Raw genomic sequence first — 14,653 nt, 5'->3', positions numbered from 1 at the left:
CGGCAACTCGAGCGCCGATCGACGGCAGTAACCGGCACCACGCCGCCCGACGCCTCACCCCGGAGCACCGATGCCAAGCACCCACACCACGAGGACTGCGGAGCGGCCCACTAGCGATCGAGCCGGACGGATTGTGAGGTGGCGCAGTCGAATCCGGGGCGCTCCGGGCTGGCTCAGTCGGTTAGAGCCGTGGACTCATAATCCAGTGGTCGCGGGTTCACGCCCCACTGCGCTCATGGGCGAACCCTGCCGACGCCGCGCACGACTCAACTCTGCCGAGCGCGAACGGTGCCCGTCAGCTGGCGACCGGCGCGTCGGCGTCCGGCGCGGCAAGCCCCATGCGCTTGGTCCATTGGGCGACCTTCTGCAGAATCGGTGCCGCCTCCTCGCCGCGGCCGACAGCGGCCAGAGCACGGCTGTATGCCTGCATCGCCCGCACGCGTTGCTCCGCGGCCGAGACCTCGGTGCGTGCACGCACCGCAGCATCAGTGACCGGCGCGGCCGCACCGTCAACCGGCACAGCCTCATCAGCGACCAGCACAGCCTCATCAGCAACCAGCACAGCCGCACCGGCGTCCAGCACAGCCGCATCGGCGTCCTCGCTGTCCAGCATGACCTCGGCCAACCGGGCCAGCGCCCACCCCTCCTGATGCCTGCGCCCATCCCGGCGCGCCGCGTCGAACGCCCGCTCGCACAACCCCAGAGCCATCTCCGGATCACCACAGTGCAGTTTCGCGAATCCCAACTCGTGCAACGCCATCGACTCGATCCGCAGGTTACCGACCTGGCGCGCGAACGGCAGGGCCTGTTCGGCGGCCTCGACGGCCGCGTCCCAGCGGTGCGCCTCGCAGTTGACGCGAGCGATCGTCGCCCAGATGATGCCTTGACTCGCAGGCCAATCCTGGCTGACCAGCTCTATAGCGCGATGGAAATGTTCCACCGCCGTATCGATGTCGCGCTGATAGGCCATGGCGGTGCCGATCATGATCTCGGCCATGCTGGCGCAGGCATGATCGTCCAGGTCCAGCAAGGTCGCACCCGCGTCACGCAGTGCGCTCACGGTGCTCAGATCTCCCGTGCTGACCAGCCAAGCCATCGCGGCGGCCAGATGTGCCCTTGCCACGGTCCGGCGTTCGCCGTCGGCTTCGGCCGCCCGGCTCAGCGACTGGAGGGCCTGCGCCACCTCAGGCTGCTGCTCACCCACATCCCCGCCCACCGCCAGCGCTAACGCGAGATCGACCGCGAGCGTGCAGGTTCGGGCATCGCCGCCCTCGGCAACCTGTCGATACAGCGCCACCACCGCACGATGTTCGACCAAAACCCATGCCGCGCACTGCTGCCCGGTGGTGAACCGCTGCCCAGCCGCGCTGGTAGCAGCGTATTGATCAGAGCCGAAACCCGGATCGCGCAGATCCATAATGTTTTTCGCGCTGGCAAGATAGAAGTCGGCCAGCCGATGCATAGCCTGCGGCCACTCTCGCCGCTGTTCGGCATCGGCCATCTTGCGACCGAACAGCCGCAGCAGATCGTGATACCGATAACGACCCAGTTCCGGCGTCTGCAACATGCCCAGATCGACGAGGGCTTCACAGAACCGCTCGGCTTCCGCCCGATCCCGATCCAGCAGCGCGGCAATGGCGGCGACGGACAGTTCGGGTGCGTCCGAGAACGCCATCAGCACGAACGCGTTCGCCAGCTCCGGGGCGAGGCTGCGGTAACTAGCCAGAAATGCGAGCTCCACGCTGGTGTTGCCGACCGTGAGCTCGGCCAGCAGACCGCGCTCGTCGGCCAGCCGCTCGGCGACCCCGGCGAGCGGCCAGGTGGGCCTGCTCGCCAGCCGCGCACCGATGATGCGCAGGGCCAGCGGCAAATGCCCGCATTCGCGCAGGATCTCGTGCGCCGCATCGGGTTCCGCTGACATCCGGCGCGTCGAAACCCCGTGCTCCAGCAGCGTCCACGCCGCGTCAGGGGTGAGGACATCCAGCGGGACCAGCCGCGCGCCGAACAATTCCGCCAGACTCGAACGACTGGTCACCAGCACGGTCGCCGTACCAGGGCCCGGCAGCAATGGCGTGAGATGCTCGACGTCACGCGCGTTGTCGAGCAACAGCAGTACCCGCTTGCGGGCAACCATGGTGCGCCACAGGTCCGTTCGCGACGTCCGGTCCAGCGGCAGCTCGCTCGGCTCGAAACCGAACGCGCGCAATGCCGCCTCGATCAGCAGGTCGGTCGAGCGCGGCTGGCCGTCCGTACCGCCGAGATCGAGATGCAACACGCCATCCGGATAGGATCGGCGCACTCGATGCGCGAGATGTACTGCGAGCGCGGTCTTTCCGAGCCCGGCCATCCCGGTGATCGCGACCACCGTGCCACGCCCGGAGTCCGTACCGAGCACCGTGGTCAGTTCTTCCAGCAGATCGTCTCGCCCGACGAAATCGGCGACGTCCGGTGGCAGTTGCGCCGGGATCCGCGGCGAATGCAAATCCCTTTCGGGAGAAACCAATTCACCCGCATAAACCTGCGGCGTGGCCGACAGGATCTCCTGATGCAGACGAACCATCCGCTCGCTCGGCTCCAGACCGAGTTCGTTGATGAGCAGCCGGCGCGCGTTCCGATACACCTCGAGCGCCTCGGCCCGCCGCCCCGCCCGGTACAGCGCGACCATCAGCAGTTCGTACCACCGCTCCCCCTGCGGTTCGGCCGCGACCAGCGCCGCCAACTCCGCGACAGCGGCCGAATACCGACCGAGGTCCAGGGTGACGGCTATCGCAGCCTCGTTCAGAGCCGACCGCAACCCGTCCAGGCGCGCCCGCTCCTTATCCGCCCACGGCCCAGGCACGCCCACCAGCGGATCCCCCCGCCACAGTTGCTTCGCCGCAACAAGTTTCTCGTTCGCCAGATCAGCCGCACCCGAGGCGCGGTCGGCTTCAGCGGCCACCAGCAACTCCTCGACCGCAGCCACATCCGATTCCACCGGCAGCCCGAGCCGATACCCGCCGATGGTCGACCCGAGCCACTCCGCCCCGGCCCCCGCATGCCCATGCGTATCGAACTGCCTGCGCACATCATGCACATGATTACGCACTACATTGACCGCCGAGATAGGCGTCCGATCCGCCCATAGCCGCGCAGCCAACTCCGTCGTCGACAGCGTCCGCCCGGACTCAGCCGCGAGAATCGCAAGAATCGCCAACGTCTGTGGCGCCGAAATATCCAGCCGCCGCTCCGCCAGGCGCACCTCGACCGGCCCTAATACGTTCAGCCGCAGGACATTCGCCGAGTCGATATCCGAGATCTGTGCAGTCAAACGATCCTCACCCTCGATCCGACCGACGCCGAAGCACGCCCCGGCAAGCCGGTGCTCAATCGCCGCACCGAGTCGCTTCCTCGAAGACTCGGCCCACGCCCACAACCGCCTCGTCGCAGCCGTCCGATCCAGCTGCCTCTGCGAAGCGTAGGAAACTCTGGCGCATCCATGGGTGCACATTAGCGACAGCTGTCGAGAACATCCGCGCCAGCGGACGCCTCGGTCCACCTCTTGACCGGCTGATCCCCTTCCGTGAGCGTGGAATTGGTTCAACGACGTCGCAGGGTGCACACCGACGGGTCTGATGCTGGCCGGCGAGTTGCGGCTGGCCGGCGCCGACGTGGTGATCGTCGACCGGCTCGCCGTGCGGACCACCGCCGTCAATCTACTATGACTCATAAAGTACCTTGACGGTCACAGTACTTGGACATAACGTTATCGGCGGAGGTGTTGATATGAGCACGAGCAAGATCACATCCGATTTGCTCCGTGGCCACACAGACACGATGATCTTGCGATTGCTGATCGAAGCGGATCGCTATGGCTACGAGATCGTCAAACTGATCGCCGAGAGCTCGCAGGGTGAATACGAGCTCAAGGAAGCCACCATGTATTCCAGCGTCCGACGCCTGGAGACCGAGGGCGACATCACGTGGTACTGGGGCAACGAATCACAGGGTGGGCGGCGCAAATACTTCCGGATCACCGAAAAAGGGCGAACGACCTACGCCAGGAACAAGTCCGGCTGGGAGTACGCGAAGCGAGTGCTCGACACATTGCTGTGAGGGGAAGACAACGATGAACGACAAACTACAGGAGTACGTCGACGGCGTTTTCGCGCCGTACGAGGGCGCGAAAAGCGTCGGCGAGTTGAAAGCGGACCTCCTGGCGGACCTTCGGGAACGGTTCCGCGAGCTCCGCGCCGAGGGCAAGGACGACGCGTCGGCCTTCGAGCTGACCATCGACAGCATCGGCGATATCGAGCAGACGGTGCACGAGGTCGCCAATCTCTCCCGGCTACTCGAACGGCGCATGATGACCCGATTCGACGAGAGCGACCTGGCCGGCAGCGATCTCACCCATGTCGCGGCGCGGAACGGAAAATTCGAGCGGAGTGCGTTGCGCGGCAGCGATTTCTCGCATTCCGACCTCACCGGCAGCTCGTTCAAGAACAGCGATCTGACCGACGCGGACTTCGACGGCGCCGATCTGACCGATGTCACGATGACGTCGACCGAGCTGACCAGGGCAAGCTTCCACGAAGCCACCCTGGTACGCACCGATTTCAGCACGTCGGGACTCATCGAGACCCGGTTCGTCGACGCCGCGCTCACCGACGTCCGGCTCCGCAACACCGACCTGCGGCACACCGTCTTCCAGGGCTGCACCTTTACCGGTGTCGACTTCTCCGGCTCCGATCTGCGCGGCCTGAAGCTGGACGCGTCGACCTTCGTCAGCGTGAACTTCGAAAAGACGGCGCTCGAGAATGTCTCGTTCCGGCGGGCGACGCTGCGCGATGTGTCCTTCCGCGCGCTGACCAAGAAATACCGCGCCGCCATTCGGACGGTGAATTTCGAGGGTGCGCTGATGGACAAACTCACCTACGCCGGACTCACCGGTCTCGGAGCAGATCTGTCCGCTGCGACCATCACATAGAGGGATGCAGAAGTATGGAAACACAGAACGCGGCGATCTGTATCGAAGGCTTGCACAAGTCCTACGGTGACCTGCACGTCATCAAGGGCGTGGACCTGACCGTGGCCCGCGGCAGCGTTTTCGCCCTGCTCGGATCCAACGGCGCGGGCAAGACCACCATCGTGCGGATCCTGTCCACCCTGCTCAGGCTGGATGCGGGCACAGCGACCGTCAACGGATTCGACGTCATGTCGCAGTCGGCGCAGGTGCGCGAATCGATCAGCCTGACCGGGCAGTTCGCCGCGGTGGACGAGATCCTCACGGGCCGGGAGAACCTGGTGATGATCGCCAAACTGCGGCAGGTGCCAAACCCACGCGGTGTGGCCGACAGCCTGCTCGAACGATTCGGCCTCGCCGACGCGGCCAAGCGCCGGGTATCGACGTACTCGGGCGGTATGCGCCGCAGGCTCGACATCGCCATGAGCCTGATCGGCGACCCGCCGGTCCTGTTCCTCGACGAACCGACCACCGGCCTCGATCCGGAGGCGCGCATCGAAGTCTGGCGGGTGATCCAGCACCTCGCCACCAGCGGCACGACCGTCCTGCTCACCACCCAGTACCTGGACGAGGCGGAGAAGCTCGCCGACCGGATCGCCATCCTGCACGAGGGCACGATCATCGTCACCGGCACCCTGGCGGAGCTGCGCAAGCTGCTCCCGCCCGCGAAGGTGGAATACGTGGAACGCCAACCCACGCTGGAGGAAATCTTCCTGTCCATCGTCGGCAACGACAAGGCACGCGAATCCGAGAAGGAGCGGCTGTGAGTGCACATGTCATCAGCAATACCGGGGTGATGCTCGGGCGTTCCCTTCGTCACGTGACACGCAGCGTGGACACCATCATCACGGTCATGGTCAATCCGATCGCGTTCCTGCTGCTGTTCCGCTATGTCTTCGGCGGCGCCATCAAGGCGGGCACCGACAACTACGTCAACTATCTGATGCCGGGGATCCTGCTCATCGCGATCGCCACCGGCATCTCCTACACCGCCTATCGGCTCTTCAACGACCTGCAGGCCGGCGTCTTCGAGCGGTTCCACTCCATGCCGATCGCACGCTCGTCGGTGCTGTGGGGGCACGTGCTGACTTCGCTTGTGTCCAATGCCGTTTCGGTGGCCGTCATCGTCGTGGTCGGGCTGATCATGGGCTTCCGCTCGTCGGCGGGGGTGCTTGCCTGGCTCGCCGTGGTCGGGATGCTGGTGCTGGTCACGCTCGCGCTCACCTGGGTCGCGGTAATCGCCGGACTGACGGCCTCCACCACGGAGGGGGCGGGCGCGTTCGCGTATCCGCTCATCTTCCTGCCGTTCCTGAGCTCGGCGTTCGTCCCCACCGACACCATGCCGGGGTCGGTGCGGGCCTTCGCGGAGCACCAACCGGTGACCTCCATCGTCAACTCGATTCGGGCGCTGCTGGATCAGCAGCCGGTCGGACACGAAATCTGGATCGCTATCGCCTGGTTGGCCGGCCTGCTCGTCGTCGCCTACGCGGTCGCGATGGTGGCCTATCGGCGCAAGATCGGCTGATACCGGGATGAGCGCACCGCCCGAATGCTCGGGCGGTGCGCTCACACGTCCGAACCGTCGCGGGCGGATTCGTGCTCGATCAGATCCAGGATCTCGCCGGCGTGATCGACCAGGTACATGTGATCGCCGGGGAACTCCGTTCACGCATCTCCGGGTGCTCGAGCGCCGCGTGCCGGAAACCGCACTCCTATGCGGCTACCTATCGGCAGCTACCACAAAACGGGTAGGCGCTCCGGGATCCGTTTCATGAAGCGGGTGCGCCACACGAGTTGGTCGATCGGCACGGCCAGTTCCAAGCCCGGTATGCGGTCCAGTAGCACCTCCAGGCCGATTTGGGCGTGTCTGCGGCCGAGTGCGGTGGCCGGGCAGAAGTGCTGACCGCCGCCGAAGGATAAGTGCGCACTGGCGTTGGGGCGATGCAGGTCGACCGTCTCGGGTTCGGGGAACGCGGCGGGATCGAAATTGGCGCCTTCCACCAATACCAACACCAATTCACCCTTGCCGATCCGGACGTCGCCGAGCTCGACGTCTTCGGTCGCCAGTCGCGGCAGCGCGTCGCCGATGGACAGGTTGATGCGCAGCAACTCCTCCACTCCGGCAGGAATCAACGCCCGGTTTGCCAGCAGCTGAGCTTTCAGTTCGGGATGCTGCATGAGCGAAACCAGTGCCATGGTGAGGAAGCCGCCGGTGGAGATCACACCGGCGCCGAACAAGGTGACCCCGACGGTGGCCAGCATTTGCTCCGATACTTGCGAATATTCCGGATCGTCGCGCAATGCCGCGAGTTCGGCCATCAGCCCCGAGGTGGCCGGGTCGTCGAGGCGCTCGACCATGTTCGCGATATCCCGATTCCAGTTGAGCTCGGCGGCGGCGATGGGCTCCGCGGAGTTCATGAACGCGATGTGCAGACTGCGCATCAGCCTTGGCGCATCCTGCGGTGGAATGCCGAGGATGTGACAGTGCAGTGCGGCCGCGAACGGGTCGGCGAAATCGTTGCGTAGGTCGGCGGGCGCACCCTCGGCGACGAGGGTGTCGATCAGCCGCGTCGCCGTGGTTCGCAGAAACTCCTCCAGGCCAGGCGATTTCGGGTTCAGGGCCTTCATCACCGCCTTGCGCAAGCCCGCACCGGTGATGTTGCCCATGTTGTTGACCACTTCCGGTGGGATGGTGAGGGCGTATTGGCGGGGCACTCCAGGAGCGGAGGTGTCCTTCAGCGAGAACCGGCGATCTTCCAGCACCTGCTTGCACAGGGCGTAGGAGCTCACCAGCCAGGCCTCGTCACCGGCGATGGTGCGTACCTTGCGTACCGGCGTGGTTTCGCGAAGAGCGTTGACCTCGTGGGGAATTCGGTCGCCACGGGCGGAGAACGGGAAGGCGAGCGGTGTGTCGACGGTCGTCATGCGGTGCCTCCTTCAAGGGGAGTAACGATGGCGTGTCCCTGATTGCGGGATGCGCGAAGCCCGGATCCGCGCGCATACAGCAGTTCCGCCATGGGCAGCAGTTGGTGATAGCAGTTCAGCGACGACGGCACGCCGAGGATCGCGGGCGTGTCCAGGAACAGTGGGACCTCGGCGCGAATGTAGTCGAGGCACACCTCGTGCTGGCGCGGGGTGGGTGCGACCCCATCCTGAGCCTTCGAGGACAGGAACCGCGCCACCAGCGCCTCACACACCGCACGGAATTCCTCGTCGTCGGCCGATCGCCTGAGCAGATCCGCGTGCAGGTCCCGGTACGCTTCGCTGGACCGGAATTCCGACATCGCCTTCGCGGACAGTCGTTGGCCTCCCGGGTCCGCATCATCAACGGCCGCAACGATTTTAGCGCGAACACCGCGAATATTCTTGTCCGCCTTGCGGCGCGCATCGAGCTCGGAATATCCCGTGGCCGAGAACATTTCGGCCACATACACATCGGTGTAGACGATGTCGACCCGGTCGAAGTGCGCCAGACCCCACCTCGCGAGGTCCCGGATGCGCCGGCCGGAGAAGTAGCTGTTTCCCGGCGACACACCGATGACGGCGTGATCACCGTCGCGCTGGACGACCTGACAGTGCCGAGTAAAGGGCTGAACCAGAAAGCCTTGCTGGACAGTGGGTTTCAGTGGTTCTGTTGCAGATCTGGAGAGCGTTGCCGACGTCACGATCGCGCGCCTTTCACCGAAGGGTGATCTACCGAATTACCCGCTCATTCCCGCGCTGCCGGGCAGTGGTGCACGCCGTTGTCCCCGAGCCCCTGCATCGCTCACGAGTCCTTTGATCCTCGCGGCACCCCCTGAGCCTCGGCAACAGTGAGAACTCCAATGCCCACAGCCCGCTCACCCGCCGAATTCTCATGATCGCACAGTTCCGAACCCGCCCGTCATCACCTACCACGACGGCATCGAAATCCCCTGCGCCGTCCGCGATTACAGGAGCTTTCCTCGTCTACGGTGGGGCGATGACACCGAGCCGAGTCCTGCCCCCTGGACGCCGAAGGCGAGCCGGCGTGGTACGGCCGTCCGCACCTGCCCTGGTGGCGTTGACGGCGATGGTGATCACCACCTCGGCCTGCGGGCAAGATTCTGCTCCGATCACTGCGGCCGAGATGACCAAGGTGCCGAGCGAGGCGATCGCCGTGGTCACGGTCGGTCCGTCACAACCTCCGATCATGACCAAGACCGACCACACCTCGGCCTTCGCCATCGACGCCAACGGCAACCTCGTCGGCAAACTTCAGGGCGGCGCGATCGACTCTGCACGCATTGTCAGCTGGAATCGCGGGTTCACCTTCGCCACAGCCGATTCGGTGATGACCGTCGGTCCCTCCGGCCGCACCATGCTCGCGAACAACCAGGACGCGGTCGAAGGCATCGCTCACGATGTCGCCTCCGGCCGAAGCCTGGTCTGGTTCAACACCGGCACCCGCGGCGGAACAGCGGCACAGTACCGGCACGACTACGTCCTGACCTCCCCGGACACAGCACCACTGCCGGGTTCAGTCCCCGGGATCATGCTCTCGGCGGCGCACTGCGGCGAGCGCGCGTTCGGGGTCGTCGTCACTTTCGATGACCTCACCTCGGACCAACCGATGATCAAACACCGACTGTTCGAACTCCCCATCGACGGTGGCGAACCCGTCCTGCGCGGTGAATGGCAGTGGCCCAACATGTTCCGCAGCCAGTCACGGACCTCGGCATGCTCGGCGGACGGCTCGGCGCTGTTCAATCTCTACGGCTCGGTCGAGGCAAGCTACGACCGGACCGGCGGGCTCGGATTGGAGTTAGTGCAACTCGATACCGGCACCGCCGCGCGCATCCAGTCACACGTGGATATGGCCGGGCACTCCGCATGGTCGCGGCCGAACACGCTGACCCGGATCGGGGATCGGCTGTACTGGTTCAACGGCGACGACGGGGCAGTACTTTCCATACCGCTGGATCAGCCATCCGAAGTCCGCAAAGAATGGGACCTCGACGCAACGGGATTCGGACATCAAACAACAGTCACCGGCACCACGGTCGCACACATCGACTCCCACAACACACCGACATACGCCGAGTACGACCTCATCACCGGCCACAAGATTCGCGGCCCGATCGAACTACCGTGGCTGAAATCGATCGTCGGCGCACAGACCGAAAGCGGCAAAACTACCTACGCAGTGACCGGCGTAGCTTGCCTGCCCGCACCGATGAGTTTGTAGCTCCCGGCCAGTCAAAGCTCGTGACACCCCGCCGGCGAGAACCCTGATAGCCAAGGCGAGTTCAGGCCAGAAGAAGAGGCGTCCGTCGACGGGCTCACCAAAGCGTCCAAGGTGGTGTTCTCCTCCTCACTCGAGGAGCCACTGACGTGGACCAACTCCACGCTCGTCCGCGACGACGCCATCGAAGCCGTCCGGGCCATGAAATCGAGTGGTTCGGGCCTTCTCACCACGATCGGCAGCCTGAGCCTGTGCCGATCCCTGCTACGTGCCGGACTCGTCGAATACAAGCCCCGTGTCCTCGAGCACCCACCGCTCGGCGCTCCTGCTTAACCGTCGCCTGAAGACGACTTCCGTTCGTCGAGATGAGATCCATCCAACAATATGAACGATCGATCGTGTTTATTGTTAGTCTCGATGCATGACTACAACTGACGCACAACTTGACGAAGATCGGGCACGGATGCGCGCAGTCATCGAGACCTTCTACGAGCGCACATCCGCCAAGGACATGACCGGTGTGCTAGAGCTGTGCACCGAAGATCTACAGACGCGCATTCCATTCGACCCCATCGTTTCCGTGCGTGAGATCAAGGGCAAGGAAGTGCTACGCGCCGTAGCGGCGGAAGCCTTGGAGATGTACGACTCCTACCGGCAAATCGTCACCTCTATCGAGCCGCTGCTCGATCCGAATACTTGGCTGGCGACGGTCAAAGGTGACCTGCTCGTCCGCAGCACAGGGCTCCCCTACCGCAACGACTACCTCACCATATTCCGTTTTCGGGACGGCAAGATCGCCGAGTGGACCACCTACCATGACCCGATCCGCCAACTGATCGCCTTCGGCGTCAACCAGCTTCCCCCAGCTAACGACGTATGAACCCAGGATCGGTCCAGGCCAACCGGGTGCGCCGATGGTGGTCGCGCCGAATCGGGGGCCGCCCTGCCGGGTACGCGCCGGGCGTTCAGGCGCCCAGCTTGCCCGCAATGCCCTCCCACTTCATCGGGGCGAGGGTCGGGCGAGGATGGAACAGCTCCAGGCGGGACTCGTGCGGGGCGATCACCAGTGGGAATTCGCGAAGTTCGGCCAGGACGCGGGCCAGCCCGGCCAGGGCGCAGATCATGCGCATGGTGATCCCGTCGTCGTATTCGACGGGATGAGTTCTCGCGGCGGCTCGTACCTTGCGGCGCGTCGTCGTCCACTCTGACCGACGTGGCTCGGCCGGAAGCGTGCGGCGTCGGGCCAGTCGAAGGACATGACGATGACGGCGATCATCGGTGCGCGCGTAGATGACGGCGCGCGGGCATCCCCTGCCAATTGACTGCCAGAGCAACGCATTTCGATGGGCTATCCCCGACCAGCGGGGATACATTTCTACTCGCGCCGAGGGGGCACCGCAGCCCGCGCGGTGCGTATCTGAGCAGACGGACACCATTCCGGGTCCGATCAACGCCGAGATTCCTTGGGGGGAATCATGCGCAATCTATTGCACCGCTATGTATTTCCTATCGCTGCGCTCAGCGCGACTATCACCTCACGTCGTTCACGGCGAGCCCGGTCGCACGTGCCGATTTTCCGGTCAGCCTGTGCAACTGGAACTTTCAACCGTCCGCACCGTTCGTTCAGCACGGGGCCGTGATCAGTGGTGGCTACGCCGTATGCGGCACCGCGCCCATGAATCTGCGTATTCGCCTGCGCTTGTGGCACAAGGCGTCCGGCAGTGGGTGGGTGCTGCGTGCGGACGACTCGACCGCTCTGCCGAGCCCGCACCGGCTAAATTTCGCGGTGCATACCTTGGACTGTATTCCGGGTGCGTGGCAGCCCGAGTACGACATGTACGAGGACACCGCAGATGGATACACTCGGGCCGAGAACGGCAAGAGCATGACGGCGCTCATCACGTGTTAGGGAGGCTCCGGTGACGATGCGAAGCGTAGTGGCTCGCCTGCGCTGGTGGGGCCGGGATCTCGAGCGTGTGGTCCGCAACCTGCGTCCGCCGAAAGGCGGCCAGAGCTACCCGGTCCGGCGTGAGTTCGGCTGGGGGTGGACAGTTCGCTCTATCCAGGGGTGGCGCCGGTTCCCGCTGGTAACCCCACCTCTGCACTCAACCCGGCGCATTTCGGCAGATAACGAGCCCGCGGCGCTGGACTGGGGGATGGAACGCATGGGCATCTCGTAACCGCCGCATCCTAGAACCTGGTCGGTGTCGCCCTCGACCTGTGCGTGCCGGGCGCCGAGTCGGCCGACGCGTTGCGGCCGATCGCGACGACGATCGCCTCGTCACTCAAAACGACCGACCTCGGCGGGCGAACCTTCGCCCTGTACGTCGCCGACACGAGCGCGAACTACAAGACCGAGGCGAAACTCAAAGACGGCGACTACGAACTCCACCTGTGGAACGGCAAGTCCTCGCCCGCCGCCGACATCGAGCGGTGGGAAGTCGTCGGTAGTTGAGTCCGGAAACGACGAAACGCGCCCCGCCGGATTCTGGCGAGGCGCGTTGCCGTTCGGGAGCGGCGAGCTCACGTTGGCGGACGGGCTCAGCGGCTCAGGTTGCGGAAGGCGTTGATGGACAACGGGATGAATATCAGTAGCAGTGCTACCGGCCAGAGTATGGCCATCAAAGTGGAGTGGGCGGTGACCCAGGTGTCGGTGACTACGCCTGGGTTGCCGAATAGGCTGCGGGTGGCGTTTACGGTGGCGGACAACGGGTTCCAGTCGGCGAGGGTGCGTAGCCAGGTGGGCATGGCGGTGGTGGCTACGAAGACGCCGGATAGGGAGCCGATCGGGAATTCGGCGGTTTGTACGCCGATGATGGCTGCGCTGCTGGTGAAGGCCAGGCCCAGGTAGACGCCGATCCAGATCAGGGCGAACCGTAGTAACAGGATTAGGGCGATTGCGGCGCAGAGGTCGCTGAGTGAACCGTGGTGGCGCCAGCCGAGGACCAGGCCGGTCAGCATCATCACTGTCAGTGTCAGCACGGATAGCAGCATGTCCCCCGCTGCCCGGCCGATCAGTACCGCGGCCGCTGAGATGGGCATGGAGCGGAAGCGGTCGGTTACGCCGCGGTCGACGTCGGTGGTCACTGCCAGCGCGGTGGCGCCGATGCCGAAAAGCATTGTCATGGTGAACATTCCGGGCACCAGGTAGTCGCGGTAGTCGCCGCCGCCCGGCACTCGCATCGAGCCGCCGAACAGGTAGACGAACATCAGCACGACGACGATGTTGAACGCCAGGGCGAAGACCACCGGCCCCGGATTGCGCCGCCAGTGCGCCAACCCTCGTAGCGTGAGTGTCCAACTGTCGAGCAGCATCCAGCGGATGCCACCACTGGATGGAATGGCAACCGGCGCAGTCGTACTCATACCGCTACCACGCTGACGCCAGGCTCCGACATGTGCACGGCAGGCTGTATCACGCTGCGCTCGCTAACGCTGGGCACGAGCGAGTGCTCGGCCGTGTCCATTGTTCGCTCGCTCATGCGGTAACCACCTGTTCAGCTTGGCTTCCCGTGAGGTGCAGAAAGACCTCGTCCAGCGTGGGACGCCGCAGGATGAGGTCGTCGAACTGGATGCCCGCGTCATCCAGGGCCCGGACCGCCGCGGACAGCGCGCTCGCCTTGTCGGCGACCGGCAGACTCACCTGCCTGGTGTCGAGATCGAGCACTGGATCCGCGGTGCCGAGCCGGGCGACCGCCGCGGCCGCGTCCGCGATCCGGCCGTGCACCACGAATTCGATACGGTCGCCGCCGATTCGGGATTTGAGCTCGCTCGGCGTGCCCTCCGCGACGACCTTGCCCGCGTCGATGACATTGATGCGGTTCGCCAGCTGATCGGCCTCGTCCAGGTATTGGGTGGTGAGCAGCATGGTGGTACCCATCGCGACAAGGTTGCGGACCGCCTGCCACACCTCGTTGCGGCCGCGCGGATCGAGGCCGACGGTCGGCTCGTCCAGGAACAGCACCGCCGGGGCCAGGATCATGCTCGCCGCGAGATCGAGGCGACGCCGCATGCCGCCGGAGTAGGCTTTGACCGGTTTGTCGCCCGTGTCGGCCAGATCGAACTGTTCGAGCAGTTCGGCCGCGCGGCGCACGGCCGACCGCCGGGACAGATGGAACAACCGGCCGAACATGATCAGGTTCTGGCGGCCGCTGAGCACCTCGTCGAGTGCCGGATGCTGGCCGACCAGCCCAATTCTGCTGCGCACCAGGCCCGCTTGGCGGACCACGTCGTAGCCGGCCACCCTGGCCTGCCCGCCGTCGAAGCGCAGCAGCGTCGCGAGGATCCGCACCGACGTCGACTTGCCGGCGCCGTTGGGTCCGAGCAGACCGCAGACGGTGCCCTGCGGCACGGCGAGATCGAAACCGTCCAGGGCCTTCTTGGCGCCGTACTGTTTGCACAGCCCCTCCGCGACGACCGCGAGCTCACTCGACATCATCCACATTCCTAAT

The 14,653-nt window shown here is 65.0% G+C and carries 13 protein-coding genes and 1 pseudogene; 8 read left to right on the top strand and 6 right to left on the bottom strand.

Going from position 1 to position 14,653, the window contains the following annotated elements; genetic code table 11:
- Nucleotides 1-295 precede the first annotated feature (295 nt).
- Nucleotides 296-3,307 (bottom strand): BTAD domain-containing putative transcriptional regulator, encoded by a 3,012-nt coding sequence (locus ACFWF1_RS16500; RefSeq protein WP_379282828.1) that lies wholly within the window; start codon nt 3,305-3,307, stop codon nt 296-298.
- Between the two features lie 277 nt (nt 3,308-3,584).
- On the opposite strand from ACFWF1_RS16500, the pseudogene ACFWF1_RS16495 reads away from it, so the two are divergent.
- From ACFWF1_RS16495 to ACFWF1_RS16475, 5 genes and pseudogenes are all read left to right on the top strand, one after another.
- Nucleotides 3,585-3,683, top strand: a pseudogene (locus tag ACFWF1_RS16495) (FAD-dependent monooxygenase); the annotation flags it as partial.
- A gap of 130 nt (nt 3,684-3,813) precedes the next feature.
- Complete coding sequence (locus tag ACFWF1_RS16490; RefSeq protein ID WP_379282827.1) at nt 3,814-4,092, top strand: PadR family transcriptional regulator; 279 nt, start codon at nt 3,814-3,816, stop codon at nt 4,090-4,092.
- A gap of 13 nt (nt 4,093-4,105) precedes the next feature.
- Nucleotides 4,106-4,963: a pentapeptide repeat-containing protein gene (locus tag ACFWF1_RS16485; RefSeq protein ID WP_379282825.1), complete on the top strand. Its 858-nt coding sequence runs from the start codon at nt 4,106-4,108 to the stop codon at nt 4,961-4,963.
- Nucleotides 4,964-4,977: 14 nt separating this feature from the next.
- Entirely contained in the window at nt 4,978-5,766 is a 789-nt protein-coding gene (locus ACFWF1_RS16480; protein ID WP_379282824.1) for an ABC transporter ATP-binding protein, read from the top strand.
- A 29-nt stretch (nt 5,767-5,795) separates the two neighbouring features.
- Entirely contained in the window at nt 5,796-6,524 is a 729-nt protein-coding gene (locus tag ACFWF1_RS16475) for an ABC transporter permease (RefSeq protein ID WP_379282907.1), read from the top strand.
- A gap of 209 nt (nt 6,525-6,733) precedes the next feature.
- Here the strand turns inward: ACFWF1_RS16475 and ACFWF1_RS16470 are convergent, their stop codons facing one another.
- Both ACFWF1_RS16470 and ACFWF1_RS16465 read right to left on the bottom strand, forming a co-directional pair.
- Nucleotides 6,734-7,924, bottom strand: a complete 1,191-nt coding sequence (locus ACFWF1_RS16470; protein WP_379282823.1) for a cytochrome P450 — start codon at nt 7,922-7,924, stop codon at nt 6,734-6,736.
- Nucleotides 7,921-8,664, bottom strand: coding sequence for a tRNA-dependent cyclodipeptide synthase (locus tag ACFWF1_RS16465; protein ID WP_379282822.1), 744 nt, complete (start codon nt 8,662-8,664; stop codon nt 7,921-7,923). Before ACFWF1_RS16465 ends, ACFWF1_RS16470 begins: the two co-directional genes overlap by 4 nt.
- Before the next feature lie 344 nt (nt 8,665-9,008).
- On the opposite strand from ACFWF1_RS16465, the gene ACFWF1_RS16460 reads away from it, so the two are divergent.
- Together ACFWF1_RS16460 and ACFWF1_RS16455 are read left to right on the top strand one after the other, a co-directional pair.
- Entirely contained in the window at nt 9,009-10,205 is a 1,197-nt protein-coding gene (locus ACFWF1_RS16460; protein WP_379282821.1) for a hypothetical protein, read from the top strand.
- A 418-nt stretch (nt 10,206-10,623) separates the two neighbouring features.
- Complete coding sequence (locus ACFWF1_RS16455) at nt 10,624-11,082, top strand: nuclear transport factor 2 family protein (RefSeq protein WP_379282819.1); 459 nt, start codon at nt 10,624-10,626, stop codon at nt 11,080-11,082.
- Nucleotides 11,083-11,167: 85 nt separating this feature from the next.
- Here ACFWF1_RS16455 and ACFWF1_RS16450 read toward each other — a convergent pair whose 3' ends face one another.
- Nucleotides 11,168-11,332, bottom strand: coding sequence for a hypothetical protein (locus ACFWF1_RS16450; RefSeq protein ID WP_379282818.1), 165 nt, complete (start codon nt 11,330-11,332; stop codon nt 11,168-11,170).
- A 1,094-nt stretch (nt 11,333-12,426) separates the two neighbouring features.
- Between ACFWF1_RS16450 and ACFWF1_RS16445 the strand changes: the two genes are divergently transcribed.
- Complete coding sequence (locus tag ACFWF1_RS16445) at nt 12,427-12,657, top strand: hypothetical protein (protein WP_379282817.1); 231 nt, start codon at nt 12,427-12,429, stop codon at nt 12,655-12,657.
- 86 nt (nt 12,658-12,743) lie between these two features.
- Here the strand turns inward: ACFWF1_RS16445 and ACFWF1_RS16440 are convergent, their stop codons facing one another.
- Both ACFWF1_RS16440 and ACFWF1_RS16435 read right to left on the bottom strand, forming a co-directional pair.
- Entirely contained in the window at nt 12,744-13,568 is an 825-nt protein-coding gene (locus ACFWF1_RS16440) for an ABC transporter permease (RefSeq protein WP_379282816.1), read from the bottom strand.
- Between the two features lie 112 nt (nt 13,569-13,680).
- Nucleotides 13,681-14,640, bottom strand: a complete 960-nt coding sequence (locus ACFWF1_RS16435; RefSeq protein WP_379282815.1) for an ATP-binding cassette domain-containing protein — start codon at nt 14,638-14,640, stop codon at nt 13,681-13,683.
- Nucleotides 14,641-14,653: the final 13 nt, after the last annotated feature.

Origin of the sequence: Nocardia sp. NPDC060255 (assembly GCF_042727395.1) — a bacterium.
Lineage (GTDB): Bacteria > Actinomycetota > Actinomycetes > Mycobacteriales > Mycobacteriaceae > Nocardia.
Note: the sequence above shows the minus strand (reverse complement) of the source record. Positions and strands in the feature narration are given on the sequence as shown.

What these genes read in the sequence shown, in the direction of transcription:
- ACFWF1_RS16485 (WP_379282825.1), top strand. Translation starts at nt 4,106, where the DNA reads ATGAACGACAAACTACAGGAGTACGTCGACGGCGTTTTCGCGCCGTAC.
- ACFWF1_RS16450 (WP_379282818.1), bottom strand. Translation starts at nt 11,332, where the DNA reads ATGCGCATGATCTGCGCCCTGGCCGGGCTGGCCCGCGTCCTGGCCGAA.
- ACFWF1_RS16435 (WP_379282815.1), bottom strand. Translation starts at nt 14,640, where the DNA reads ATGATGTCGAGTGAGCTCGCGGTCGTCGCGGAGGGGCTGTGCAAACAG.
- ACFWF1_RS16470 (WP_379282823.1), bottom strand. Translation starts at nt 7,924, where the DNA reads ATGACGACCGTCGACACACCGCTCGCCTTCCCGTTCTCCGCCCGTGGC.
- ACFWF1_RS16440 (WP_379282816.1), bottom strand. Translation starts at nt 13,568, where the DNA reads ATGAGTACGACTGCGCCGGTTGCCATTCCATCCAGTGGTGGCATCCGC.
- ACFWF1_RS16490 (WP_379282827.1), top strand. Translation starts at nt 3,814, where the DNA reads ATGATCTTGCGATTGCTGATCGAAGCGGATCGCTATGGCTACGAGATC.
- ACFWF1_RS16475 (WP_379282907.1), top strand. Translation starts at nt 5,796, where the DNA reads ATGCTCGGGCGTTCCCTTCGTCACGTGACACGCAGCGTGGACACCATC.
- ACFWF1_RS16480 (WP_379282824.1), top strand. Translation starts at nt 4,978, where the DNA reads ATGGAAACACAGAACGCGGCGATCTGTATCGAAGGCTTGCACAAGTCC.
- ACFWF1_RS16455 (WP_379282819.1), top strand. Translation starts at nt 10,624, where the DNA reads ATGACTACAACTGACGCACAACTTGACGAAGATCGGGCACGGATGCGC.